This is a genomic window from Streptacidiphilus jeojiense, assembly GCF_000719095.1.
Taxonomy (GTDB): domain Bacteria; phylum Actinomycetota; class Actinomycetes; order Streptomycetales; family Streptomycetaceae; genus Streptacidiphilus; species Streptacidiphilus jeojiensis.
The window spans coordinates 78,094-104,369 of record NZ_JOEH01000003.1 but is presented as its reverse complement, the minus strand read 5'-3'; the positions used below and the strand labels follow the sequence as shown (position 1 = coordinate 104,369).

The window sequence follows — 26,276 nt, the reverse complement described above, 5'->3', positions numbered from 1 at the left end:
CGGCTACGGCGTCAGTGTCAGTTTGTCGACGGTCGCCGCCTGCACCGCGCTCTTGGCGAACGGCCAGGTCAGCAGCTGGCCCTCGGCCCAGAGCTGGGTCTGGTCGTTGTAGTGGGCGCTGTAGGCGTGGCCGGAGGCGCCGCCGACGTTGATCCAGCGTGAGGCGTCCAGGTCGGACAGGTCCACCACCATCCGCATCGAGGGCGCCCAGTCCACCTGGTAGCCCGCCGCGGCGTCCCATCCGGTGGCGTCCACCGCCGCGCTGCTGCCGTCCAGCTGGTACGGGCCGCGGTCGAGCAGCTTGTGCACCAGGCCGGAGAAGATCGAGGAGTTGTCCGTGCCGAGGGTCTGCTCCTTGAGGGTCAGCGTGTGGATCCGGCCCCAGCTCCAGGTGCTGATGTCCTTGCCCATCAGCGAGGTCAGCTGCTTGCGGGCGTCGACCATGGCCTTGAGCAGCATGTTGTCCAGGCCCTGGACCTGCGCGCCCTGGGCGTCGGTGTAGGTCCACCAGTCGCTGTTGGGCTGCTTCAGCAGCGCGGTGACCACGGTGGTCCACTGGTCGCCGCCGTCCGGCTGGGCCTGGTCCGGGCTGCGGGTGCCGCAGACCGAGACCCGCTTGGGCGCCGCGTTCACCCCGTCCACCGGCACCTGCGCGGTGCCGGCCGGCAGTTGCAGCACGCAGTCGGTGGTGGCCCGGACCTGCGCCGGGAACTGCTCGTCGAAGGCCAGGTGCAGCAGGTTGCTCCAGACCGCGTTGTAGTACGCGGCGGCCGCCGATCCGGCGTCCTGCTTGTAGTTCCAGTCCTTCAGCAGCTGCTGCGCGTCCTTGTAGTAGGGGTCGCTCAGCGGAACCTTGAGCAGGTAGGGCACCAGGGTCTGCGCCATCACGCTGGTGTCGTCGGTCTGCATGCTCTGCATGTCGTCCGGCGAGATCTTGCCGCCGTTCGCCAGCTTGGACTTGATCAGGTCGGTGATCTGCTGGGACCGGGTGCCGTAGCCCCAGTCGTCGGTCAGCTCGTACGGGTAGGAGGTGTCCACCACGGCCTGGTTGGCGGTGACGATGTACCCGGAGGCGGGGTTCTCCACGTACGGCAGCGCCGCCTGCGGGATGAAGCCCTTCCACTGGTACTGGTCGGTCCAGCCCGGCATCGGGTAGGTGCCGTCGTCGCCCTTGGCGCGGATCGGGATCTGGCCGGGGGCCTGGTAGCCGATGTTCCCGGCGGTGTCGGCGTAGATCAGGTTCTGCGCCGGCACGGCGAAGTCCCGCGCGGCGGCCTTGAACTGGGTGAAGTCGGTGGCCCGGTCCAGCTCGAAGACGGCGTCCATGGTGTTGCCGGGGTCCAGCGCGGTCCAGCGCAGCGCGATGGCGTAGCCGCCGTTGCGCGGTGGCGCGGTGCCGTCGACCGGGGCGTCCTGGCCGACCGACTGCTGCTCGGTGTTGTGGTCGGAGATGATCGGCATGCCGTCGGCGGTGCTGCGCACGGTGATGGTCTGGTCGGCGCCCCCGGCGACCTTGATCACCTCCTGGCGGGTGGTGAACTTCTTGTTCTTGCCGTCGTACAGGTAGGTGTCGTCGCCGGTGACCTGCTCCAGGTAGAGGTCCTGGACGTCGGCGCCGAGGTTGGTGAAGCCCCAGGAGATCGACTGGTTGTGGCCGATCACCACGCCCGGCATCCCGGCGAAGGTGAAGCCGGTGGTGTCGTACGGGCACGCCGCGTTGACGACGTTGCAGTGCAGGCCCATCTGGTACCAGATGGACGGCAGCCCCGGGCCCAGGTGCGGGTCGTTGGCCAGCAGCGGTTCGCCGGTGGTGGTGTGACTGCCGGAGACCACCCAGGAGTTGGAGCCGATGCCCTGACCGGGGTCGCCGAGCAGCGCGGGAATGCTGTCCAGGTTGGCGGCGAGCTGGGTGGTCGCCGACTGGGAGGCCTGCACCGCACTGGAGACGGCACCGCTGCTGCCGGTGGTCGAGGAGGCCTGGGTCGTCGTGCCGGAACTGCTTCCGCCGCTGCCGGACGAGCCGCCCGACGAGCCCGAGGAGCCCGACGACCCGTCACCGGCCGCCGGGTGGTAGGTGGCCTTGGCGGTGCCGGCGTCGGTGACCGTTCCGGTCTTCAGGATGGTGCTGTTGGTGCTGTACGGGTAGGACGGGTACAGCTCCGCGATCTGCTCCTTGCTGAGCTTCTGCGAGAGCAGCGAGCGGTCGATCTCCTGCTGCATGTTGCCGCTGAGGTCCCAGGCCATCGCCTTCAGCCAGGACACCGAGTCCACCGGGGTCCACGGCGCCGGCTTGTAGCCGCTGTAGGCCGTGCCGAGCAGGGCGTACTCCAGCGAGGCGCCGGCCCCGCCGGGGTGTTCGGCGAGCCAGGCGTTGACGCCGTCCGCGTAGTCCTGGAGGTACTGCTTGGTGGTGGCGTCGAGCTTGGTGTCGTACTCCTGCTGTGCCACGTCGCGCCATCCCATGGTGCGGATGAAGGCGTCGGTCTCCACCTGTCCCTTGCCGAACATCGAGGCCAGGGTGCCCGCGGTGATGTGCCGGTCGACGTCCATCTGCCAGAAGCGGTCCTGAGCCTGCACGTATCCCTGGGCCTTGAACAGGTCCGCCGGGGTGTTCGCGTAGATCTGCGGGATGCCCTTGCTGTCGCGGTCCACGCTGACCGGCGCCGAGAGCCCGGCGAGCCGCAGCGTGCCGGTGGTCTGCGGGAACGAGGACTTGACGGTCCTCACCCCCAGCCAGCCGCCGAGTCCTGCGCCGGCGACCAGCAGCAGGACGACAAGGATCACCAGCAGTCGGAGCCGGCGGAACTTCTTGGTGCGGGGCATCAGGGTCCTTGTGGGGCAGGGGCTCGTCCGCCGCCTGAGGGCGCGGTGCTGTGCGGCGGAGCCGACGCTAACACTTGAACCGAACGGCCCGATGACTGGTATCGGCCTCCGCATTCGCCCAGATTCTTCACCCTGGACAAGAGATCACCAAGGCAAGGTAAAATGTTAGACAGAGTAATTATCTGACTGCCCGTCTGACGCCTGCCGTTGTGAGGTGCCCCTGAGTGACAGTCCACCATCTCGACACCCTGCTCCTCGCCTTCTCCCTGGTCCTCCTCGTCGCCGTGGCCGCCGTGCGGCTCGCCTCCCGCAGCGGCCTGCCCAGCCTGCTGCTCTACCTCGGCATCGGCGTCGGGCTGGGCCAGGACGGACTGGGCGTCGGATACGACAACGCGTCACTCACCCAGGTGCTCGGCTACGCCGCGCTGGTGGTCATCCTCGCCGAGGGCGGCCTGAGCACCAACTGGACCAGCATCAGACCGGCGGCCCCGGCCGCCGCGGTGCTGGCGACCCTCGGCACCGGCGTCAGCGTCGGGGTCACCGCCCTGGGCGCGCACCTGCTGGTCGGCACCGACTGGCGGCTGTCGCTGCTGCTCGGCGCGGTGGTCTCGTCCACCGACGCCGCCGCGGTCTTCTCGGTGCTGCGCCGGGTCCCACTGCCGTCCCGGCTCAGCGGGCTGCTGGAGGCCGAGTCCGGCTTCAACGACGCCCCGGTGGTCATCCTGGTCGTCGCCTTCGCCACCACCGGTCCGATCGACAGCTGGTACGTGCTGGTCGGCTCGATCGCCATGCAGCTGGCCATCGGCCTGGTCATCGGGCTCGCCGTGGGCCGGCTGGGCTCGCTGGCGCTGCGCCGGGTCGCGCTGCCCTCCTCCGGCCTCTACCCCATCGCGGTGACCGCGCTGGCCCTGCTCGCCTACGCCGGCGGCGCCCTGCTGCACGGTTCCGGCTTCCTCGCCGTCTACATCGCCACCCTGGTGCTGGGGAACTCCCGGCTGCCGCACGGACCGGCCACCCGCGGCTTCGCCGAGGGGCTCGCCTGGATCGCCCAGATCAGCATGTTCGTCCTGCTCGGGCTGCTGGTGACGCCGCACACCATGGGCGACGCGATCGTCCCGGCGCTGGTCGTCGGCCTGGTGCTGGTGTTCCTGGCCCGGCCGCTGTCGGTGCTGCTGACGATGACCCCGTTCGGCATCACGCTGCGCGAGCAGACCCTGCTCTCCTGGGCCGGGCTGCGCGGGGCGGTGCCCATCGTGCTGGCCACCATCCCGGTGGTCGGACAGGTGCCGGGCGCACACCAGCTCTTCAATATCGTGTTCCTGCTGGTCGTGGTGTTCACCCTGGTCCAGGGCCCGACGCTGCCCTGGGTGGCGCGACGGCTGCGGATCGGCGACCCGGGCCACGCGGACCGGCTCGACGTGGAGTCCGCGCCGGTCGAACGGCTGCGCGGGCACCTGCTGTCGCTGACCCTGGCCCCCGGGTCGAGGATCGCCGGCGTCGAGGTCAGCGAGCTGCGGCTGCCCAAGGGCGCCGCGGTCACCCTGGTGGTCAGGGACGGCGCCAGCTTCGTCCCGGGACCCACCACCGTGCTGCGGGCCGGGGACGACCTGCTGGTGGTCACCACCGACCAGGTGCGGGACCGCGCCGAGCGCCGGCTGCGCGCCGTCGACCGGGGCGGCAAGCTCGCCGGCTGGCTCGAACAGCGGGACAGCTACTGACCGTCGCGGAGGCGTCACGGCTCGCATTGCCACAGCTCACAGTGGTCACGGTGGACTATCGCCGCGGAATACCGCATCATTGACCGTCGTTAGCACTCATCAGGCGAGAGTGCCAGCCAGGAGGAAAAGACAGTGCCGACGTACCAGTACCAGTGCACCGAGTGCGGCAACGGCCTCGAGGCGGTCCAGAAGTTCACGGACGACGCCCTGACCGTCTGCCCGACGTGCAACGGCAGGCTCCGCAAGATCTACTCCGCAGTCGGCGTGGTCTTCAAGGGCAGCGGCTTCTACCGCACCGACAGCCGCTCGTCCTCGAGCAGCACGGTGGGGGCGGCCAAGCCGGCCGCGGCCTCCTCGACGTCCTCGTCCGGCGACTCGTCGTCGAGCTCGGGCGGCAGCCCCAGCCCCGCGCCGTCCACCGGGAGCAGCACCGGTTCCAGCTCGGGAAGCAGCTCCCCGGCCGCCTGACCGCACCGAAATTCCTTATTTCCACCGCACGTTGGAAACAATAGTGATCCCAGCGTGACCTAAAGTCATCCCCCTGTGCGCCCGGCTCTGTCACCATCGGTATCCAGCCAAGGCTCACCCGGGGGGGTGTTCATGGGGTTACTCGGCGACGACCAGGCCTTTGCCCGTGCGCTCACCCGCCAGGAGTACGAAGCCTTCCTGGCGCTGGGCCCACGCCGAAGTCTCCCCGCCGACACCGGTCTCATGGTCGAGGGTGACCGCAGCACCCATGTGCTGCTGCTCCTCGACGGCTGGGCCACCGTCTCGGTGAGCACCGACCGCGGCGCCACCCGGCTGATCCTCGGGATCCGCGGCCCCGGCGAGTTACTCGGGGAGCTCGCAGCCCTCGACAACCGTCCTCGAAGCGCCACCGTACGAGCGCTCGGACCGGTCGAGGCAGTGGTGGTTCCGGGCGACAGCTTCCGTCGCTTCCTCGCGGTCAATCCCCGCATCGGCGCCCTGGTGATGCGCCAGCTGGCCTCCCGCCTGCGCAGCGCCGACAGCGAGCGCTCGGCGCTCGCCTCCATGACCGTGCTCCGCAGGCTCGCCGCCCGACTGGTCGAGCTGAGCACCGTGAACGGCACCGGCCCCTACACCCCGGCCGGCCCCTCCGACCGCCGGGGCCGAAAACCGCCGACCGCCGTCGTGCACCTGCCCCAGGACGAACTCGCCGCGACCGTGGGCGCGACCAGGGAAGCCGTGGCCAAGGCGCTGCGCCTGCTCCGCGACCAGCAGGTGGTGCGCACCGGCAACCGCAGGGTGGAGATCCTCGAACCCGCCCTGCTGAAGCTGCTGGCCGACGGGGCGGACGGCGGCACCGGCGAACGCCGAGCGGCGGACCGGAACCTGTAAACGGTCACAGACACCGCGACCACAGCGGCCAAGACTGGGATTCGAGCACAGAACACAGCAACAGCAGAAGCAGCACCGCCGGCACACCACCAGGGGGGATCGTGCTCGAAGCGACCAACGGCAGCAGCGGGAGCGAAGGCGTCTACGAACTGGTGGTGAGCGTGGACGCCCGCGGCTCGGGGCAGTACGACGACGCCGCCAAGACCCGGATGCGCAGGCAGCTCTACCGCGTGGTGCACGGGGCCTTCGAGTACGCCCGGATCAACGAGGGCGCACTGCACCTGGAGGACCGGGGGGACGGGGTGCTCGCCGCCCTGGCCGGGATGCCGCCCAGCAGGATGCTGGGGCTGTGGGTGGTCGAGGTGAACGAACTGCTCAAGGAGGAGAACGCGGGGCAGGAGCGGCCGCTGGGGCTGCGGGTCGGCATGCACGTCGGGCCGGTCCGGCACGACGAGGAGGGGATCAGCGGGCAGGCGGTGGACCTGGCCTGCCGGCTCGCCGACTGCCGCACTGCGCGGCTGGCGCTGGAGCAGGCCCGTGCCGACCTGGTCCTGGTCACCTCGGACCGGCTGCACACCGAGGTGGTGCTGCCGGGCGGCCGCTACATCGACCCGGACCAGTACGTCCCGGCCCGGGTCCAGCTGAAGGAGGGGCCCGCGACCGCCTGGTTCATGCTGCCGGGGCGTCCCGCGCCGGTACTGGCGGACGAGACGGCGACGCCGGAGGCTGCCGGGTCCGCGGGGGCTGCGGGCTTCGTGGAGGAGCAGGCAGGGGAGGCGGGGCGGGAGGGCCCGGACCCGCTGGCGCGGGTCCGGGTCGACAACGGCGACGTCTCGTTCAACTCGCACAACCGCTACGAGGGCCCGACCCACATCGGCCGCACCAACAACGTCGGTGGGGGCGACCGTGCCTGACGACCCGGACGGCGGTGCCGTCGAAGCGCAGCGGCCCCGTCGGGGCGGGGAGCACGTCGAGGGTGCCGAGGGCGCCCGGGAGCAGGGCGAGGGCAGGGGCGCGGACCAGGGCGAGGGCCAGGGCCGGGACGAGGGCCGGGACGGGAAGGTCGAGCAGGCCGAGGCCGAACGCGAGGCCGACCGGTTCCGGGAGCTCGCCAGGAAGCCGCTGGGCGAGGGCCAGGACGGCGAGGCGGACGAGCAGGCCGCCGACATGGCCGCGGCGTCCCGGGCCCGCAGCTCCACCCGTGCCAGCTTCCGGGCCGGCGGCGACCTCAACAGCTTCGTCAGCTCGGTGTTCCACCGCGCCCAGATCGGCGATGTGTTCAATCTCAACCTGGGCGCCGGCCGGCCGAGCGCCGCGGCGCGCAGCGGGCCGGTGCCCGCGGAGGAGCTGCGGCGGCTGCGGCGGTACTACGAGGAGCCGCAGGGATACCTGACGCTGCGCCGGATGCTGCACGCCAACCGGCTGCTGCTGCTGGGAGCCGCACCGGGGACCGGCCGCACCAGTACCGCGCTGGCCCTGCTGGACGATCTGACGCCGCACCGGACGGCAGCCCCCGGCCCTCGACCCGACGCGTCGGGCGAGCCGGCGGGCGCCGTCGCCACGGACGACGCGGGCGGTGCGTCCGGGGGCCCGCTCCCGGACGGGGAGGGGAGCACCGCCCGCGTCCGCCGGGTGGAACCCGGCGCCGACCTGACCGCGCTGGACCGGACGGTGCTCGACGGCGATCACCGCGGGGTCGGCTTCCTCCTGGAACTGCCCGCCGGTCTGCCGTCCTCCGCCCTGCCGAACGAGGTGCACCTGGACGTGTTCGCGGCGGCCCTGGCCCGGCGCGACTGCTACGCGGTGCTGGTCGTCACCGTCGGCGCGGCGGTGGTACCGCTGCTGGGCGGGCGCTACGGGACGACCTGCCCGCCCCCGCCCGCAAGCGCACTGCTGGAGTCCCGGCTGCGGGAGCAGCTGCGGCAGCCCCCGGCGGTGCCCCCGACCGGAGCGGGTCCGCAGCCACACGTGGGGATGGCTGCGGGCCCGGCTCCAGAGGAACCCGTTCCGCCCGAACTGCTGCGCGAGGCGGCGGCATTGGCCGAGGACCCGGAGGTGCTGGCCGCGGTGGGCCTGGACGAGCTGCGCCCGGCCGAGGTGGGGCTGCTCGCCGGACTGCTCGCCGGTCACCTGCGCGGCAGCCTGACCCGTCGACAACTCCTGGACGAGTGCCGGACCCTGTCGTTGCGTCAGGCCCAGGAGTGGTTCGCCGGACTGGACCGGGACGCCACCGCCCCGGGCCGCGCAGCCGACTCCGCGCCGGGTCCGGACCGGCTCCCGCACCACCGCACCGCCGACGTGCTGCACCCGGCCGCCTTCCGGGTCGCCCTGGCCGTCCTCGGCGGCCTCACCTACAGCACCGTCTCCCTGGCTGCGCACACGCTGACCTGGGAGCTCTCCATGGAGACGGATCCGGAACGGACCCCTTCCCGGCCGCTGTTCTCCGACGACCCGGAGTCCGACCTGCTGCTGTCCCGCGCCGAGGTCCGGGAGGGGGTGACCGAGACCGCCGGCATCGAGGTGCCGGCCCGGCTGGTCGGCTACCGGGGCGGCGCCCTTCCCGGCGCCGTGCTGGCCGAGGTCTGGGACCGGCACCACGCCGCCAGGGCCCCGATCGTGCGCTGGCTGCGGCAGTTGGCCGACGATCCGCGGCCGCAGGTGTGGGTCCGCGCCGCGGTCGCGGTCGGGGAGCTGTGCGCCCGGGACTTCGACCACGGCCACGAGGAACTGCTGCGGCCGCTCGCCGGCGCCGCCTCGCTGCGCCGCAGGCTGTTCGCCGCGACCGCACTGGACCAGGCGGCCCGGCACGACCGCTACCGCGAGCCGGTCCGCGCCCTGATCGAGGACTGGTCCGGCACGGAGTCCGCGGCGCTGCGCTGGACCGCCGCCATGGGCCTCGGCTATCCGCGCGGCGCGCGGCGCACCTCGGCGGCCCTCGACCGGCTGGCCGGCATCGCGGTCCGGGGCGAGGGCGCGCAACTGCCGGTGGCCTCCTTCAATGTGATCAGGCTCGCGGTCGACGCCGACAGCAGCCTGGCCGTGCTGCGCCGGCTGCACGCCTGGACCAGCGATCGGCGCCCGTCCCACCAGAACCTCGGGCTGGTCGCCATCGTCCGGCTGGCGCTCACCGAGGTGGCGGAGGTCTGGGACGACGAGACCGCCGCCGACCTCGCCGACCGGCTGGACTGGCCGCTGCCGCTCGCGCTCGCCGACGCCCGGCCCGCCCTGGCCGAGCCGCTGGCCGACCTGATGTGGACCGCGCTGCACACGCCCCGGTCCAGGGACGCCGCCCTCGACGCGCTGGAGCACTGGTTCCGGGCCGCCTGGGCCGGCGACCGACCCAAGGCGCTGCCCGGGCTGACCGCGCTGCTCCCCGCGCTGGTCACCCGGGAGGGGGACCGCAGGCCGGTCCGCCAGGTCGTCGAACGCATGCTCCGGGACGAGGACGACCCGATCAGCAGGGCCCGGGCCAGTGAACTGTGGCGGCTCGCCCGCCCGGCCGCCGGGCCCGCCACTGCCACCACCACAGCCACCGAGGAACCCGCTCCGCCGCGGAGCGGGCCGCCGCGCCCGCGGGTCCACGCCGACCACCCAGGAGGAAGACGCCCATGACCGACAGCACCGACGCCGCACCGCCCCTCGGCCCGTTCCTCCGTGACTACCCGGCCGAACGGGGCTTTCGGCATGCCGGCGCGCGGACCGTCTCCGTCGTGCTGCACGGCAACGGGAGCTACACCGTGAAGAGCGCGCACGGGTCCGAGACGCACGGGCGGCGGCCGCTGCTGGGCAAGAGCGACACCGTCTGCGAGATCGCCCTGGGCAAGTTCCAGTCCACGCTGGAGCTGCCGCTCCCCGCCGCCGGCGGCGCCACCTTCTTCGACGCCGTGGTGGACATCCACTGGCGCGTGGACGACCCCTACCTGGTGGCGAAGGCCGTGGTCAGGGACGTGGTGCTGGAACTGGAGGCGCCGATCCTGGAGCGGCTGCGGGAGATCACCCAGAACTACCCGGTGCAGGCGGCCAAGAGGGCCAACGACGCGGTCACCGCCGAGTGCGCCAGCGGACGCTGGAACGACCTGGGCGACTCCATCGGCCTGTGGACCCGGCTGTACGTCCGGCTGAACGTGGACCAGCAGGCGGTGGAGTCGGCCGCGCTGCTGCGGGCCGCCCAGGAGGAGCACCTGCACAAGTCGGAGCAGGAGCGGCTGGAGGCGGAGCGGCTTGGGCTCCGGATGCAGCGCTTCCGGGGGATGCTGGAGGGCGGCCAACTGGACCAGCTCAGCTATGTGCTGGCGGACAGCCCCGGCGAGGCCGCCGAGTTCCTGGAGAAGCTGCGGCTGGAGAGCCGCGAGGACCACCTCAGGCTGCAGGGCCATGTACTGGACATGATCGACAGCGGCCGGCTGCACTCGGCCGACCTCGAGCAGCAGATGCGCAGCACGCTGGCGGCCCACTCGCCGTACTCGATCGACGGACCGCTCGGCCCGCACACGGTGCGCCGCGACAACCGTCCGCAGCCGGCGCTGGAGCAGGGCCGCGGGACGGACCCGGAGCCGGTGGACACCCCCTGGTGGGTGGAGTCCGACAGCCCGTCAGGCAGCCAGTCCGGGGGCCCGTCCGGCGGCCGTGAGTCGCAGGCCGTGGACGACCCGGAGGACGGCTGGTCCTGGGCCGACGGGGGGACGTCATGACGGCCGGACCCGCCGTGGAGCCGGCCGACCGCTTCGTCGCCGAACGGCTGCTGGCGACGGTCAGGGAGGATGTCGGCCGCGCCGACACCAAGGCGTCCATCCTGCTCTCCGGCGCGGTGGCGGCGCCCGCGCTGCTGATCGGCGGCCACTGGCCGGCGGCCGGCGGCGGGACAGCGGCGACGGCGCTGCTCTCCGCCGGCGCGCTGCTCTGGCTCCTCGGCGCGGCCGCGCTGGTCCGGACGATCCTGCCGCGCACCGGAACCGGACGGGCCGTCGGCGATCTGACCTACTTCGGCGACCTGCTGGCCGCCGAGAACCCGGACCTGCTGGTGGCGCGGGTCGCCTCGGCCGGCCGTGACCCGGTCCGCTGGCTGCTGGTGCAGTCGGTGGACGTGAGCACCATCCTCGCGGCCAAGTACCGCTGGATCCGGCGGGGGGTGGCCTGCATGGTGCCGGGAGCGCTGCTGGCCGTCGCCGGGCTGCTGCTGCGCCGATAGCTGTGAATTTCATAACGGATCGTCAAACAACTTATACAGAACCATATCTGACGCTATAACAGCAATTGTCGCACATTTTTTGGGGGGACCAAGGATGACGCGCTACCGGGTCGCGGCCGTGCTCACCGCGTTGCTGCTGGGGACAGTCCCGCTGTCGGCCCAGGCCCAGGGCCGGCCGCTGGCCGCCGGCGCGAGCCCGGCCGCCACTGCCACTGCCGGCACCGCCACTGCCACCGCCGCCGACCAGACCATCGGACCCATCAACTACTCGATCGCCGTGGACGAGTCCGGCAGCATCTCGGCGGCCGACATGGCCGCCGAACGTGACGCCGCGACCCGGATCGCCCTCGGCGACATCTCGTCCACCTCGCAGGTGAGCGTGTTCGGCTTCGCCAGCGCCGACAACGCCTCCGAGCGCCCGGTCGACACGGACTGCACGCCGACCCAGCTGGACGCCGCCGGACGGGACCGGATCGGATCCTGCAGCGCCAAACTGCAGAGCCGCAGCGCCGCCCAGGGCCAGGGCACCGACTTCCCCAACGCCATCCGCCAGGGGATCTCCTACCTGACCCAGGGCACCGACCCGAGCACCCCACGGGTGCTGTTCGTGCTCACCGACGGGAAGCTGGACGTCTCCACCAGCCCGGAGTACGGGGACACCGCAGCGCACCGGCAGGCCGCCGGACAGCAGCAGCTCATCCAGGTGCTGGCGCAGGCCGCCGCCGACCACATCCAGGTCTGGTCGCTGGGCTTCGGCCCCGCGCAGGACCTGGACCGGGCCACGCTGACGCAGATGGCCGCCGGCGGCTACCAGAACGGCTGCGTGGACCTCCCGGACGCCAGGCCCAGGGCCACCGAGGTGTCCGACTCCACCGCGGTCGGCTCCGCCCTGGAGACCGCCTTCGCCGCCGCGCACTGCCTGCGCCGCGGTTCGGACGTGCACGGCTATCCCCCGACCGACCTGACGGTGCAGATCTCCGCGCTGGCCACCACCGGCAGCATCGTGGTCTCCAAGGGCGACCCGGCGGTGACGGTCAGCTACTTCGACCCGGACGGGAACCAGATCCACCCGGGCACCGACGCCAACGGCTCCAGTTACGAGCTGGCCGGCAGCGGCCAGCTGGTCGAGTCGCTGCGGATCACCGACCCGATGCCGGGTCCCTGGCGGATCCACCTGGACGCGCCGTCCGGGCACCGGGGCAAGCTGGCCACCGCGGGTGTGCTCTGGCGCGGTGAGCTGCGCGGCTCGGTCACCCTCGACCCGCCCTCGCCGCTGCCGGGCCAGCGGGCGGTGGCCACGCTGCGACTGGAGACCCGGCTCGGCTACAGCATCACCGACCCCGGGGACTACGCCGGGCTGCAGGTGTCGGCCGAGCTGACCGGCGACGGCTTCACCCCGGTCCCGGTCCCGCTCGCCGACAACGGCGCGGTGCCCGACGCCAAGGCCGGCGACGCCTCCTTCTCCGGCTATGTGACGATCCCCCGGAGTGCTTCCGGGGCACTGAAGATGACCGGGACACTGACCGCCGTCGGGCTCACCGCGGAGAGCGGCATCACCGCCCCCGGCTGGATCGGGGCGCCCACCGCACTGGTGAGCGCGGACCTGACGATCGCCGGCGGGGCGCACCACCCCGGGGACCGGATCAACGGCAGCCTGGCCGTCCACAACGGCGACTCCAGCGCGCACACCCTGCTGCTCAGCGTGCCCGACGTGGACGGCGGTCTGCTCACCTTCGGGCCGGACCGGCTGGTGCTCGCCCCGGGCGCGACCGGCACCCGCACGGTCACCCTGGTGGTCGGCCCGCGCGGCGCCTTCGGCAACCGGCTGGGCGGCTCCCCGCTGCCCCTCGGCGCCACCCCGACGGTCATCGACAGCAGCGACCACGGCCGGGTACTGGCCAGTCCCACCGTCTCGCTGACGCTCACCCCGCGCCCGGGCCTCTGGCAGCAGCTGTGGTGGGCCTTCGTCGGGGCGGCCGTGCTGGTGCTGCTGGCCGGCGCGCTGCTGGTGGCGCAGCAACGCTACCGCAGGCGGCGGATCGCCGCGGACGGCCTGAGGATCACCCTGATCAGCGGCGAGGGAAAGGAGCTGGGCACCTACACGGCCCGCTCCGGCCCCAAGGGCTGGTTCGAGTTCGACATCGAGGAGCCCACCCGGCCCTTCCCGCGGATCCGGGCCAGGGCCGGCGGGGCCTACGCGGTGCGCGGCAGCGTGGACGGCGCCGGCGTCCTGCGGATCGGGAACAACGTCCGGATCAAGCTGTCCGTCGGGGTGCCGGAACCGCTGGAGCACGGGCTCAGCCTGCGACTGGGCGAGCCGTCCGGTTCGGTGCCCGAGCCGGACGGGAGCGAGCCGAACAGCTATCTGTGACCCGGTGTTCATGACCCGGCAGCCAGACCCGCACAACGAAGCAGACGACCCGGCCGCAACCCGCGGCCGGTTGGGGGGACGGAACAGATGAAGATCTTTCAGCCGATGCTCTTCGTCGGCCTGGGCGGCACCGGCGGCCTGATCGGCGCCGAGCTCGAACGTCGGATCAGGGCCGACCTGTGCGGTCCCGACGGCAACCTGATCACCCACATCACCGGGCAGCCGCACCAGCTGCCGGACTGCCTGCAGTTCGTCTACGCGGACTTCAGCGACTCCGACCTGGAGCGGCTGCCGCACCGCACCGTGGACCCCAGGCTGCGGCCCGCGTACAACCGCACCTCGCGCTCCACCTACCACCTGCTCCCCCAGTACGACAGCTCGCCCGAGGTGACCCAGATGCTGCGGGCCGCCATGCGCGAGGAGACCCGCGGCTGGCTGCCGCCGCACGACAACGAGCCCCGGGTCACCCCGCTGCGCAACGGCGCCGGTCAACTGCCCACCGTGGGAAGGGCCGCGCTGTTCGGCACGCTGCGGCACAGCCTGGCCCCGGTACTGGAGCCGCTGACCCAGGCCATCGACATGATCGCCGGTTCCAACGGGCAGCTGGACCAGCTCGGCGGCGGCGGGATCAACGGCTACGACGTGTTCGTGGCCTTCTCGGTGGCCGGGGGCACCGGCGCCGGGATCTTCCTCGACTACCTCTACCTGATCAACCAGGCGTTCCAGGAGAAGGGGCTGCACGGCGTCAAGATCTACCCGCTGGTGGTGATGCCGTCGACGTTCCCGGCCGCTGCCGGCGGCGGACGGGAGGCCGAACTGAACTCGGCCCGCGCCCTGGTGGACCTGTTCCGGGTGGTCGACGAGCAGAACGCGCCCAGGGCCGGCCATGACATCGGCGAGACCGGACAGGACCGGGCGCTGCGGATCACCTACCCCAACAACCCGCAGCCGATGCGGCTGCGCACCGGCATCCTGCCGACCGCCTTCCTGTTCAGCGGCACAGCCGGGATCCGCCAGGACGACCTGCGCCGCTCGATCGTCTCGCTGATCCTCTCGCTGATCGGGACCGAGCTGGGCGACGGCAGGCCCGGCGTCGCCGCCCGGGCCGACGACGACTACCAGACCTTCGCCGCCAGCTTCATCAACCGCGGCCTGCACCGGGCCGCGCCCGCGGACTCGGGCATCGGGCGGCAGGGCGTCTCCACCGCCCTGGTGGCCTCGATGACCGCCCCGCTGGACGACCTGGCCGAGCTGATCGCAGGACGCCTGCTGCGCTCCGCGGTCAACCAGCTCGGCGACCCCAACCGCCGTCCCGGCAGCCAGGACCCGGTCGCCCTGATCAAGCGGATGTTCGCCGACTCCGGGCTGGAGGAGCTCTGGGAGCGCAAGCAGCTGGACGTGGGCGAGGTGGACCCGCTGCCCAAGGGCGGTCCGGCCATCGAACGCGCGCTCAGCATGCGGCTGCGCGACATGCAGGTGCTGCTCGACGACCTGCGTCCGCGGTCCGCCGACGCCGCCGCCCGGATGGCCGACCGGTTCCTCGCCGGCGCCGGCGAGGCCGCCGACAAGCTGCTGCAGACCGTGGACCCGTTCCTGCTGGAGCAGGTCGTCAAGGGACTGCCCGGCGCCGACGACCCCATCGCCCAGCTGGGCTTCCTGGGCATGCTCGACAGCCGCTCCCGGGTGCCGGTGCGTTCCGCTGCGGTCAAGGACCAGCCGCCGCGGATCCCGCGGATCAAGGGCCGGGTCCCCGGCATCAAGGCGCGCTGGGGCGACGAGGACGTGCAGGCCGCTCTGCGCGCCCAGGACGCCTGGTACTCCTGGCGCAGCAAGGCCGTCTGGCACGAGGCCTGGCGGGACCAGCAGCGGCGCTGGCAGCCGGCCGCCGAGGGGCTGGCCGCCGATCTGAACCGGCTGCTCAACGCCTTCCGCCAGCAGGCCGAGCAGGAGCCCAGGAGCTCCGAGGTACGCGCCTCCGAGCTCTACGAGGACCGCAGGGGGATCTCCTACCTGCTGCCGCCGCAGGGCGAGATCAACCACTTCTACGAGGACCTGCGGGCCAGGCTGGCGGTCCGTGAGGGGCTGCTGAAGTCGGACCGGGAGGCGGCCCTGGCGCTGCGCCTGATCGACGGCAACGCCTGGAGCGCCGCCTTCAGGGACAGCCGCCGTGCTCCCGCCAAGGCCGTGGCGGACATCAAGTCCCTGCTGGTGGGCCGGATCACCCGGCTGTTCGCCGAAGCCGGCGACCAGGTGGAGGAGACCCCGCTGCTGCCGTCCATGGGCACCCTGCTCTCCGCCGCCGCCGGGAACGCCGAGGCGGCCGCCCAGGTCAGCCAGGAGGCCCAGAACAAGTTCCGCACCAAGCTGGCCGGGCTGCTCCCGGCCGGGTTCACCCCGGACGGCACCGGCCGGCTGAAGGCCCTGGTGGTCTACCCCAGGGTGGCCAACTCGGACGACGTCGAGGACTACCTGGCCCGGGCGCTGCGGCTGCCCAACGACACCAGGCTGACGGTGGAGTACCGCGGGGTGGACACCAACGCCATCACCGTGGTCCAGTTCCGCAGCGAGATGAGCCTGACCCAGGTGCCGGAGGCCCGCAAGGTGCTGCGGCAGTGGGCCCAGGCCAAGGACGACGAGCAGGCCGAGGACGTGCTGCGCTGGCGCCAGCGGCTCGGCCACCGGGACGACTGGCTGGTCAGCGGCGAGGAGGACCGCAGGACGATCCTGCACCGGCTGCTGTGCTGCCTGTGGAACGGCCAGGTGGAGGTGCTGGCCGGCAAGCCCGACTCGCCGCGCCAGGTCAAGCTGCGGCTCTACCCGGAGCGGGGCTCGGACCAGCCCGGCGTGCGGCTGCGGCTGCCCGAGTTCGACGACGACGTCTCCTCCTGGGCCGAGCTGCTGCGCACCTACGAGCGCTGGACCGTGATGGACGACGAGCGGATCGTCGAGGAGTACTGCCGCAGGCTGATGCGGGCCCAGCCGGTCGGTCTGAACCGCTCCGGCAGCGAACCCGACCCGCTGTTCGTGCAGCTGGTGGAGGAGGTGGCGCCGCGTCAGCTCGCGCTGCTGCGCGAGCGGGCCGAACGCGGCGGGGCCAGGGCCGAGGGCTGGGTCAGGCCGCTCTGGCAGTTCTGGGCCAGGACCCTGCCGGCCGCCCTGGACCTGGAGTTCGCCGACCAGCGCGCGGTCCAGCCGAACCTGCGCAGCCTGCTGGCGGCGATCCGCTCCGGCGACCTGGACCCGCACCGCGCCGAGCCCGCGGCGGGACCCGGCCGTCGCCGGGCCCCGCGGGTGGACGTCGAGGACGAGTGGAGCACCGACGGACCGCTCGACGACCGCGGCCGCCCGGACCGGGCCGGCGCCGACGACGACGCCTCGGACTACCGGACCGCCGGCCCCTCCAGAGCTCCCGGGGCGGGGTACGACCCGTACCGCAAGGGTCCGCAGCCGGAACCGGAGGACCATGGCGCCGGCTTCGACGACGGCCCCGACCTGTTCGACGACTTCGACGACGAGCTGTGAGGGGAGGACTCCGGTGACGACGTACCAGCCGGTCTCCGAACCGGTGATCAGCATCGACCTGCGGGACAGCGACGGGCGCTACGACAGCGGTCCCGAACTGCGCGCCGAGGTGCTCCGGCAGCGGGGCGGGCGCGGCCCCTCCCGTTCCGACCGGCTTCGCTTCCTGGTGGTCGACACGCCGGCCGGGCTCGCCGGGAACCGGCGGGCCTACGAGCGCATCCGCCGCTTCCCCGGCGGCAGTTCGGTGCACCTGGTGTGCCTGCTGGTCGGGGACGCCCCGGAGCAGGGCGAGCGGGTCCTGCTGAAGCCCGACACGCTGCGTTCGGCGGCCGGCACCTGCGGGCTGCTCTGGGCCGGGGACCTGCACGCGGCGCACGGGCTCCTCGACGGCGCCGCTCCTGACGACCCGTCCGCGCTGGCCCCGCTGCGCGACCTGCTCCGGGTCCCGGACCTGTTCGACGCGGTGCTGGAGCAGCTGACCCCGCTGAACGAGTCCGTCGCGGCCCCCGCCGTCCGGCTGCTGGAGCAGCAACTGGACCCGCAGGCCAGGGACCGCGCCTGGCGCGGGGCGCTGACCCAGTTCGCCGGCGGCCCGGCCGAGGGCGCCGGCGGCGGATGGGCCGAGGTCCCGGCCGAGCAGCTCCCCAAGCCGCTGGCCGACCTGGTCCTGGGTCAGACCGCGGGCGGCCGCGGCCACCGCGTGCCGGGCGGGGAGGCCGACCGGGCCTACCGCGACTGCACCGACGCCCTGGACGGCACCGCCACCGCGCTGCTGGACCTGGCCAGGATCACCGGGCTGGTGGGCACCGGGGCGCTGCTCGCCTTCGAGGCCGAGGTGACCGGCGCCCGCCGGGCCCTGGACGGCTACCGGGAGCTGGTGACCGGGGTGCTATCGGTGGACACCAGTCCCACCGGACCGGGTTCGGCCGCCACCCTGGAGCTCTTCCGGCACAGGGGGCTGCAGGTGGCTCCCTCGGAGGGCGCCGGCGAGGGCATCGGCGATGGGCTCAGGCGGCTGGCCGAACGGCTGCTCGGCGACGGGCTCTCGGTGCGCGGCACCGCCCAGCGCTTCACCGCCCTGTCCGGACGGATCGCGCCGGTTCCGGGCTCGACCCTGCTGCCCGCCCTGGCCAGGTACGGCAAGGACAAGGTGGCCGGCCTCGGGCCGCGCCGGGGCGGCCCGCGGGCCGCGCTGGAGCCGGGTGGCTGGCGCGCCCCGGCCTGCCTGGCGGCCGGGCTGCTGGGCGGGCTCTGGGCCTGGCCGCTCACCCTGCTGGCGCTGCTGGTCCCCGCCCTGGTGCTGGGCAGCGCGGTCCTCGCCCGACGGCGGCTGGCCGGGGCCACCGGCGACGGCGCCCGGCTGCTCGGCGGCGGCGCCCTGGTGGGGGCGGTCCTCGGCGGCGCGGGCGGTGCGGTGCTGCACCCACCGCTCTGGGTCGGAGCGATCGGCGTGCTGCTCGGCCTGGTGCTGGCGCTGACCGCGGTGGTCACCGGCTGGCGCGACGCGGTCCACGCCTGGGGCGGGCGCAGCGGCACGGCCGCCGTCCAGGAGGCCCTGGACGGCCTGGACCAGGTGCTGGCCCGGGCGGTCCGGGAGCACTGGGCCGCCCGGGCCCGCAGCGACTGCGCGGACGCGGCCGGCGCCGTTGCCGGGGTGCTGCGCGCGGCCGCCGACGAGGCGTACCAGCAGGCCGTCGGCGCCGAGGACCTGTTCGGCACGGCCGAGGCGTTCGGCACGGCCGGCGCCGCCGCCGATCCGGACGCCGACGAGGCCTGGCTGTCGCAGCCCTCCGCGCCCGGGGAGTTCGGCGAGAGCACCTCGGACGACTTCGACTACGACTACGACCCGGACGAGAGCTGGGCCGGAACGGACCCCATCGGTCCGGCATCCGGTCCGCAGCCCGGCCCCGGGCAGCCGGCCGCCCCGGGCAGCCCGGTGGACGACTGGGCCCAGCAGTTCGCCTGGGGGAACGGCTCGGACCCGTCCGCCCCGGGAGCGGCAGCAGCGGCCGCACCGACCCCGGCGGCCGCGGCCGCGGCCCCGACCGACCCGGACGCACCGCCCCCGCCCTGGCTCGACCGGGACTCCGGCCTCGGCGGTCCGGCCCTGGTCAGCACCCTGGCCGGGGATCTGACGGACGCCGTGATCACCGAACTCGCCTCGTACTGGGGCACGGTGGAGCGCGGCGAGTCGGCCGCCGCGGCCCAGCAACGGGTCGGCGCGCAGGTACGGGCGATGCTGGCGCGGGCCCGTGCCCATCTGCGCGAGAACGACGTCGCCGCGCCTCCCTCCGCCGGACCGCAGCGGGTCCGGCCCGGTACGTCCGAACTGCAGGGACTGAGCCTGCAGCGCCTGGTCCAGGCGGCGGGCCCGGACGCCGATCCGGCGACGGCGGTGCCCCTGGTGTCGGCGGAGCAGGAGGTGCTGCTCAACCGCGATCCGGAGATGACGGTGTGGCTGCGCTTCGCACCGGCGGCCGTGCAACCGCAGATCGAACAGGCCGACCGGGCCACCGGCGGCACCGGCACCGCGGTCTGGCTCTCCTCGGGCCGATACGCCGGCCTGCTGGGACTGGTCCCGCTGCGCGGCGGCGCGGTGCGCAGCGTCCGGACCCTGGAACGCGGTCCCGGCGACCTGGACACCGACGGCCCCGCCGACGGCCCCAGCGGCGGCCGCCCCGACGAGGGGGACGAGTGGTGAGCCCGCCCGACCTCTCCTTCACCACCCCGGCGGGCAAGCGGATCGACGTCCCGGTCCGCTTCGGCGCCGAGGACCGCCGTGACGGGCAGTCACCACTGCGGGTGCGCCGGGCCCTGCTCGGGACCTCCACCCAGTGCGTCCAGTTCCGGCTGTCCGTGGTGGACGCGGCCGTGCCCGAGGCGCAGCAGCGGCTGGACGCCGAGGTCTCGGCCGCACTGCGGATCAACCGGGCCTTCACCGACATCGGTTACACCGAGCTCTTCCCCGACGTGCTCGGCTACGACCTGGACTGCGCGGAGCCCTTCGTGCTCTACCGGCCGCCGCGCGGCACTCCGGCCGCCTCCTACCGGGCGGCCTCGACCAACGACCAGTGGGCCGTCCTCAGCGGGCTGATGCTGGCGCTGACCCTGCTGGAGCAGCAGGGCCTGGTGCACCGCGGGGTCACCCCGGCGACCGTGCGCTGGGACGGCAGGGCGGTGCAGCTGTGGGGGCTGAACGCGGTGCAGCGCACCGGAACGCCGCGCATCCCCTGGGGCACGGCCCCCTACGCCTCGCCCGAGCAGCGTCTCGGCACCGGGACCGCCGACCCCAGGGACGCGGTCTGGAGCAGCGCCCAGGTGCTGTACCGGATGGTCACCGGGCAGGACGGCCCGGCCGACCGCGCCCCCGCCGACCTCGGCCTGCACCGGCTGCTGGCCGAGACGCTGGCCGGAGCCTTCGCCCCGCAGGCCGGCCACCGCCCGGGCCCGGGAACGCTGCTGGACGTGCTCTCACCGGGCAGCAGTGCCCGGGCCCGGCTGGCCGCGGCCGGGGACGAGTTGGAGCCGCACCGGACCGCCTTCGACGAGGCGCTGGAGCTCAAGCGCCGGGCCGACCCGACCCTGCGCGGCCCGGCCGCCGAGCCGCGCCACACCGACCCGGCCGACCAGGGCAAGGTGCTCTGCCCGTACTGCCTGGAGCGGATCAGCTACGACCCCAAGGCCCTGTACACCGCCAACGCCACCCGGCAGTTCACCGAGCTGGACCTGTCCAGGGTCAGCAGTCCGGTGCTGCGGGAGGACCGGCGCCGCGCCGCCTACCAGCTCTGCCGCGGCGGTGCCGGGATCGCCCGGCACCACGTCCCGGTCCCCTACCTCACCAACGGCCGTCCGCTCACCGTCGCCATGGTCGGGCAGTCCGCCACCGGCAAGAGCCATCTGCTCACCCAGATGATCGCCGAGATCACCGACGGCGGGCTGGAGCCGTACGGGATGAGCTGGCAGTCCGTCAATCCGCAGGAGCACGCGCTGTTCGTCCGCGAGCGGGTGGCGCCGCTGCGCAGCGGCGAGGTGCTCCAGCACACCGCCGGGCTCGGCGAGACCGGCCAGGTCCGCTTCGTCGAGGCACTGCTGCTCAAGGACGCCACCGGGCACACCCGCCCGCTGGCCTTCTTCGACCTGGCCGGGGAGGACCTGCTGCGCACCGACGCACTGCTGCAGTTCCTGCTGGGCGTGGACGCGCTGCTGTTCGTCGTCGACCCGGTGCTGTCGCTGCCGCTGCCCGTGCTGGACGTGCTCCGCGGCGCCGCCAGCGACCTGGAGGTGAAGCGGGACGGCGACCCGGCGTTCGACACGGTGCTGGACCGGCTGCCCCGGCAGGGCCCCTACCTGGACGTCCCGGCCGCGATCGTGCTCGGCAAGGCGGACCTGCTGCGGTTCGAACCGCCGGTGGACCGCTGGCTCGGCCGTGCCGTCGAGGCGCCGCTGTCGCGCGCCGCCGTGCAGGCCGAGAGCAGGGACGTCTACGCGCTGCTGCACCGCCATGCCGGACGCGCCTGGCTGCGCCCCTTCGACGCGGTCCGCCAGTGCACCCTGCACGTGGCCTCGGCGACCGGCGGACGCGAGGACCGGGGCCGGTACCCGCGCGGGGTTCAGCCGCAGCGGGTGCTGGCACCGCTGGTGTCGCTGCTGGCCATGCACGGGCTGGTGCAGGCGCCGGCGCAGTCCGGCGACGACCGCTACGACCTGGGCCGGTGACGGGCCGTGACCACTACCGAGGGCGGGTACGGAATGTACGAGAACGACCGGCCCGGCGCCGAGCCGCACGGGGTGCACCGGGCCCCCGCCAGGGGCGGGCAGCGGGAGCCGAAGGAGCAGTGGGTCGACCAGTTGGTGTTCCGCTGGTCCGGCAACCGGGGCCGGCAGGGCACCGGCATGGCGGCGGTCGCCCACTCCTGCGGTCCGGCCCGGGCCGAGGAGTTGGCCGAGGAGCTCGGCCCGCTGCTGCGGGTCGAGGGGCGGAACACCCGGCCCAGCCTGGTGCGGGTGCGCACCAGGCTGGGCGAGGCGGCGCTGATCCAGCGCTGGCCGGTGCGCGACCGGCAGGGACGCCCCAACACGGCGTGCCATGTCCTGCTCGGGGAGGAGGCGACGCTGAGCCCGCTGGGCTCCGTCCTGTCGCACGGCTGGAACTGGTGCGGCCCTGAGTTCGCCATGCAGGCGGAGGGCGAGTTGGAGCGGGTCCACCGGGGCGAACGGCTGGCGCCGTACTGGGACCTCGCCCTGGACCGGGCCAGGAAGGAACTCGGCGACCCGAGCGTGCTCGGGCCGCTGTCGGTGGCGGTCGCGCACTGGCTCGCCAGCCCCGGGGACCGGATCTCGATCCGTGCCGCGGCGCTGCCCCGGTGGCCTGAGGACAACCTGTCGCCGGTGCTGCTCACCGGGCTGTACCTGATCTTCCGGCGCTGGCTCGGCACCGCCTGGACCTTCGCCACCTTCGACACCACCGACGCGCATCCGCTCCGGATCACCTTCGTCCCCGAGTGGCAGCTCGACTCCGGCGAGTCCGGTCCGCTCGCGCGGCTCGACCCCGGCCGGACCACCCTCGGACCGGAACAGTCCGTCGCCGCGCACCTGATCAGACGTCAGGCCGCCGCGGGCTGGCCCCAGCAGGCCGGCGACAACCTGCTGAAGCGCCTACCCGACGGCGTCAGGATGCCCCCCGAACAGCGGCTCCGGGCACTGCTGGCGCTGGTCGAACAGGACAGCGCCGGCAGCCCGGCGGCGGCGACCGCGTCACGGCCGCCGATTCCCCCGCAGCAGCCGCAGCAGCCGTACCCGTCGCAGTCGGCGGAGGGCCTGTACGGGGACATCCGCCCGCCCTCGGACCCCGGGCCGGACCCGGCGTCGAACCCCGCCCCTGCACCTGCTCCGGCGCCTGCTCCGGCCCCTGCCCGGCCGTCCGCCCAGGACGATTCCGCGCTCCGCTGGACGGAGCGCGTCTTCCCTGCCCTGCGGCGGCTGGACGAGGAGCCGCCGTCCGCCCAGGACCTGCGGCTGGTCCAGGATCTGGCGCAGTGCTCGGACGAGCAACTGGTCGGCGCGGTCCGGTCGTTGCGCGACCACGAGCGGGCCCTGGAGCTGTTGCTCCAGGAGCTCGGCGAGCAGCAGCGGACCAACGGGCGGGATCCGGAGCTCGCCTCCAGGCTGTGCGAGACGGTACTGGAGCTGGGCCTGTGCCATGTACCGAAGGGCGGCACGGACGACGCCGCGACCGCGCGGGCTGCGGACCTGTTCGTCTGGGCCGTCGCGCCCTTCGCCCGAAACCCGCGACACAGCCGCGGGATCGCCGAGCTCCTGACTCTGACGGCACGTCAACCAACGGTCCCACAGCAGTACTTCCTGGAGCTGACGGTGATCTCCCCACGGCGCGGCCAACCGCCGGACCTTCCCCCGCAGGTGTGGCAGGAGCTGCTCAAGGGGCTGGCTGGGAACCGGCCGGAACCCCGGCCTCAGCCGCAGGCCCCGGCCCGGTCGCAGCCGCTTCCGCTTCCGCTTCCGCAGCAGGAGCCGACCGGCGAACCACCTCCGTCCCCGCCCTCGGCACCGTCGGCGGCCCTGCCGGCGGCCCCGTCGGCGGCCCCGTCGACGGTGTTCCCGACCCCGTCGGGTACCCACCGGGCGTCCGACGACGGCAAGGACGACCGCACCATCGTCTTCGCGGTGTTCGGGGTCCTCGGCGTGATCCTCGTGCTGGTCGTCGTCATCAAGCTGATGGGCTGAGGACCCGACGTCCGCAGAACGTAAGGGCTCGGGGCTACGGCATGCCCTCCGCTCTTCGTATGCTGCCGTCCATGGCCATCGCTCAGCAGCACGACGCATCCGCAGCCGATATCGGGATCATCGGCGGAACCGGTCTCTACGCCCTGGTGGACGACCTCGCCGAGGTCTCCGTCGACACCCCCTACGGGCCGCCCAGCGACTCGCTGTTCGTCGGAGCCTTCGGCGGTCGCCGGGTGGCGTTCCTGCCCAGGCACGGCCGCGAGCACCGGATCCCCCCGCACCGCATCGACTACCGGGCCAATCTGTGGGCGCTGCGCTCGCTGGGCGTGCGGCAGGTGCTGGGACCGTGCGCCACCGGCGGCCTGCGGCCCGAGTACGGCCCGGGGACGCTGCTGGTCCCGGACCAGTTCGTGGACCGCACCTCCGGGCGGAAGCAGACCTTCTACGACGGTGAACGCCGCAGCGACGGGCTGCTGCCCGAGGTGGTGCACGTCTCCGCAGCCGACCCCTACTGCCCGACCGGACGGCTCGCCGCCCTGAAGGCCGCCGGCGCGGCCGGCTGGGAGCCGGTGGACGGCGGGACGCTGGTGGTGATCGAGGGGCCGCGCTTCTCCACCCGGGCCGAGTCCCGCTGGTACGGGGCGCAGGGCTGGTCGGTGGTCGGCATGACCGGGCACCCCGAGGCGGTGCTGGCCCGTGAACTGGGGCTCTGCTACACCTCCGTGGCGGTGGTCACCGATCTGGACGCGGGCGTCGAGGCCGGTGAGGGGGTGACCCACACCGAGGTGCTGCGGGTCTTCGCCGGCAGCATCGACCGCCTGCGCGGGGTGCTGACCGGCGCCGTCGCCGGGCTGCCGGCCACCGAGGACCGGGACTGCGTCTGCTCGCACGCGCTGGACGGACTGGAGACCGGCCTGGGTTTCTGACGCTCCCTCACCCCTGTCCTCACCCCTGCGGGTGAGGACGTTTTCCACACCCCCCGAGTTGTCCACAGGAGACGTCCGGGCCGCCACGGAACGACGGGCGAAGGGACATTGTGGAGGCAGCCGGTCGGGAGCAGCCCGACCGTCCTGCCAACCAATCCAGGCGGTGTCCTATGTCCCTGATGACCGAGTCCCTGCTGGGCGGCGGCCCGGTGCGCCGCGCGAACCGGCACCGCGCGCACTCGCTGCGCCCGGGCCCCGGCCGCGACCACCCGCAGCCCGTCCACGAGGCGCTCCAGGAGCCGGAGGCCTGGGACGATCCCGGCTGGGACGACGAGGGCACCGTCGCCTCCGCCGCGGGCAGCGTCCCCGAACCCACCCCGATGACGGCCCGCACCCCCGCGCTCGCGCCCCGTCCCGCCGCGCTGCCGTGCGAGGCCCCAGCGGTACCGCCGCGGCGGACCGTCGGACCGTTCCCGCCGATCCGGGCCGGCGGCGGGCGGCACCGGCTGCCGGCCGCGGTGCGGCGAAGGCCCGGGCCGATCGCCGCCGGGCTGATGGTCGCGGCGACCACCCTGGCCGCCGGCTCCCTGCGCGGCATCCCGGTCCCGCCGGCCGGCCACCCGGCCGCCGCCGGGGCGCCGCTGCACATCGAGGTGGTCGACGATCCCCCGCAGGAGTGATGTGCCCGGGTGAAATCGGAGCACCGCGCCATCCGCGAGCCCTCACCGGCGGACCTCCGGAGGCGTGACGTTTCCGCAGGTGGGAACCGAGGTCCCCAGGCCGCTCCGAGGCCCCCGGTCGGCCGTACGGGTGAACCCGGCGCGCGCGGCGGCACGCGCCGACTGCCATAGGTTCCGAGCACCCATCGGCCATCACAGCTTTGCGAAGGAAGAGATCCCTTGAAGGGCTTCAAGGCATTCCTGATGCGCGGAAACGTCCTCGACCTCGCGGTCGCGGTCGTCATCGGCGCAGCTTTCACCGCCGTCATCAACTCGATCGTCAACGGCGTCATCAACCCGGTCGTCGGCCTGTTCGGCACCTCGTCCCTGAACGCCTACAAGTCCTGCATCAAGGACTGCCCCAGCGCCCCGGGCAGCAGCGGCGGCATCTACATCATGTGGGGCTCGGTGCTGGCGGCCGTGCTGCAGTTCGTGATCACCGCGGCGGTGGTCTACTTCTGCATCGTGCTGCCGGCCAACCACTTCATGGCCAAGTACATCGCCAAGAAGAAGGCCGAGGAGGAGGCGCTGAAGGCCGCCGAGCTCACTGAGGTGAAGCTGCTCGGCGAGATCCGCGACCTGCTCGTGCGCCAGCGCTGAAGCGCGTCCGGACACGCAGACACGCAGACACGCAGAAGGCCGGGGCGCACGGCCCCGGCCCTTCGCTCTGCAATGTGCTCAGTCGCCGTGGTGCGGCGGGGTCTCCCGCCGGTACCAGGCCTCGTCCCGGCCGCCGGACTCCTCGCCGCCCCAGCCGGTGTCCGTGTCGTCACGGCTCGGCCGGCTCAGCGGATCCTCGAAGACCAGCCGGGCCCGCCCGGTCCGCGGCGGCTCCGCCTGCGGCTGAGGGTGGGACTCCGGCGGCTCCGCGGCTGCTGTCGCAGCGCTGTCGTCTGTCATGGCTTCAGG

General features: G+C 73.5%; 17 protein-coding genes. 15 read left to right on the top strand and 2 right to left on the bottom strand.

Annotated elements, in window-relative coordinates; all coding sequences use genetic code 11:
• Positions 1 to 3: 3 nt before the first annotated feature.
• Positions 4 to 2,823 (bottom strand): penicillin acylase family protein, encoded by a 2,820-nt coding sequence (locus IF29_RS0104055; protein WP_030249637.1) that lies wholly within the window; start codon positions 2,821 to 2,823, stop codon positions 4 to 6.
• Between the two features lie 224 nt (positions 2,824 to 3,047).
• Between IF29_RS0104055 and IF29_RS0104050 the strand changes: the two genes are divergently transcribed.
• From IF29_RS0104050 to mscL, 15 genes are all read left to right on the top strand, one after another.
• Positions 3,048 to 4,541 carry a potassium/proton antiporter gene (locus tag IF29_RS0104050; protein WP_030249635.1) on the top strand — a complete coding sequence of 498 codons (1,494 nt, stop codon included), beginning with the start codon at positions 3,048 to 3,050 and terminating at the stop codon, positions 4,539 to 4,541.
• A gap of 132 nt (positions 4,542 to 4,673) precedes the next feature.
• The gene (locus IF29_RS0104045; protein ID WP_030249632.1) at positions 4,674 to 5,009 is read left to right on the top strand and encodes an FmdB family zinc ribbon protein; all 336 of its coding nucleotides are present in this window, start codon (positions 4,674 to 4,676) and stop codon (positions 5,007 to 5,009) included.
• Positions 5,010 to 5,141: 132 nt separating this feature from the next.
• Positions 5,142 to 5,900 carry a Crp/Fnr family transcriptional regulator gene (locus tag IF29_RS0104040; protein WP_030249629.1) on the top strand — a complete coding sequence of 253 codons (759 nt, stop codon included), beginning with the start codon at positions 5,142 to 5,144 and terminating at the stop codon, positions 5,898 to 5,900.
• 101 nt (positions 5,901 to 6,001) lie between these two features.
• Complete coding sequence (locus tag IF29_RS0104035) at positions 6,002 to 6,814, top strand: hypothetical protein (RefSeq protein WP_051724864.1); 813 nt, start codon at positions 6,002 to 6,004, stop codon at positions 6,812 to 6,814.
• A complete protein-coding gene (locus IF29_RS0104030) occupies positions 6,807 to 9,512 on the top strand; it encodes a hypothetical protein (protein ID WP_157623587.1) in 2,706 nt (901 codons plus the stop codon). Before IF29_RS0104035 ends, IF29_RS0104030 begins: the two co-directional genes overlap by 8 nt.
• Complete coding sequence (locus tag IF29_RS0104025; RefSeq protein WP_037594297.1) at positions 9,509 to 10,591, top strand: hypothetical protein; 1,083 nt, start codon at positions 9,509 to 9,511, stop codon at positions 10,589 to 10,591. The genes IF29_RS0104030 and IF29_RS0104025 overlap by 4 nt, the downstream gene beginning before the upstream one ends.
• A complete protein-coding gene (locus IF29_RS41570; protein ID WP_037594295.1) occupies positions 10,588 to 11,088 on the top strand; it encodes a Pycsar system effector family protein in 501 nt (166 codons plus the stop codon). Before IF29_RS0104025 ends, IF29_RS41570 begins: the two co-directional genes overlap by 4 nt.
• Positions 11,089 to 11,182: 94 nt before the next feature.
• Positions 11,183 to 13,459: a vWA domain-containing protein gene (locus IF29_RS0104015; protein WP_051724862.1), complete on the top strand. Its 2,277-nt coding sequence runs from the start codon at positions 11,183 to 11,185 to the stop codon at positions 13,457 to 13,459.
• Positions 13,460 to 13,546: 87 nt separating this feature from the next.
• Positions 13,547 to 16,981 carry a tubulin-like doman-containing protein gene (locus tag IF29_RS0104010; protein ID WP_063757422.1) on the top strand — a complete coding sequence of 1,145 codons (3,435 nt, stop codon included), beginning with the start codon at positions 13,547 to 13,549 and terminating at the stop codon, positions 16,979 to 16,981.
• 13 nt (positions 16,982 to 16,994) lie between these two features.
• On the top strand, positions 16,995 to 19,682 hold the full coding sequence (locus IF29_RS0104005) for a hypothetical protein (RefSeq protein WP_037594293.1): 2,688 nt from the start codon (positions 16,995 to 16,997) through the stop codon (positions 19,680 to 19,682).
• Complete coding sequence (locus tag IF29_RS0104000; protein ID WP_084713499.1) at positions 19,679 to 21,697, top strand: protein kinase family protein; 2,019 nt, start codon at positions 19,679 to 19,681, stop codon at positions 21,695 to 21,697. The genes IF29_RS0104005 and IF29_RS0104000 overlap by 4 nt, the downstream gene beginning before the upstream one ends.
• Before the next feature lie 6 nt (positions 21,698 to 21,703).
• Positions 21,704 to 23,722, top strand: a complete 2,019-nt coding sequence (locus IF29_RS0103995) for a hypothetical protein (RefSeq protein ID WP_157623585.1) — start codon at positions 21,704 to 21,706, stop codon at positions 23,720 to 23,722.
• A 71-nt stretch (positions 23,723 to 23,793) separates the two neighbouring features.
• On the top strand, positions 23,794 to 24,648 hold the full coding sequence (locus IF29_RS0103990) for an S-methyl-5'-thioadenosine phosphorylase (RefSeq protein ID WP_030249605.1): 855 nt from the start codon (positions 23,794 to 23,796) through the stop codon (positions 24,646 to 24,648).
• A gap of 179 nt (positions 24,649 to 24,827) precedes the next feature.
• Positions 24,828 to 25,328: a hypothetical protein gene (locus IF29_RS43190; protein WP_157623581.1), complete on the top strand. Its 501-nt coding sequence runs from the start codon at positions 24,828 to 24,830 to the stop codon at positions 25,326 to 25,328.
• 243 nt (positions 25,329 to 25,571) lie between these two features.
• Entirely contained in the window at positions 25,572 to 25,967 is a 396-nt protein-coding gene (gene mscL / locus IF29_RS0103980) for a large conductance mechanosensitive channel protein MscL (RefSeq protein ID WP_051724896.1), read from the top strand.
• Positions 25,968 to 26,045: 78 nt separating this feature from the next.
• Here mscL and IF29_RS0103975 read toward each other — a convergent pair whose 3' ends face one another.
• The gene (locus IF29_RS0103975) at positions 26,046 to 26,267 is read right to left on the bottom strand and encodes a hypothetical protein (protein WP_037594291.1); all 222 of its coding nucleotides are present in this window, start codon (positions 26,265 to 26,267) and stop codon (positions 26,046 to 26,048) included.
• Positions 26,268 to 26,276: the final 9 nt, after the last annotated feature.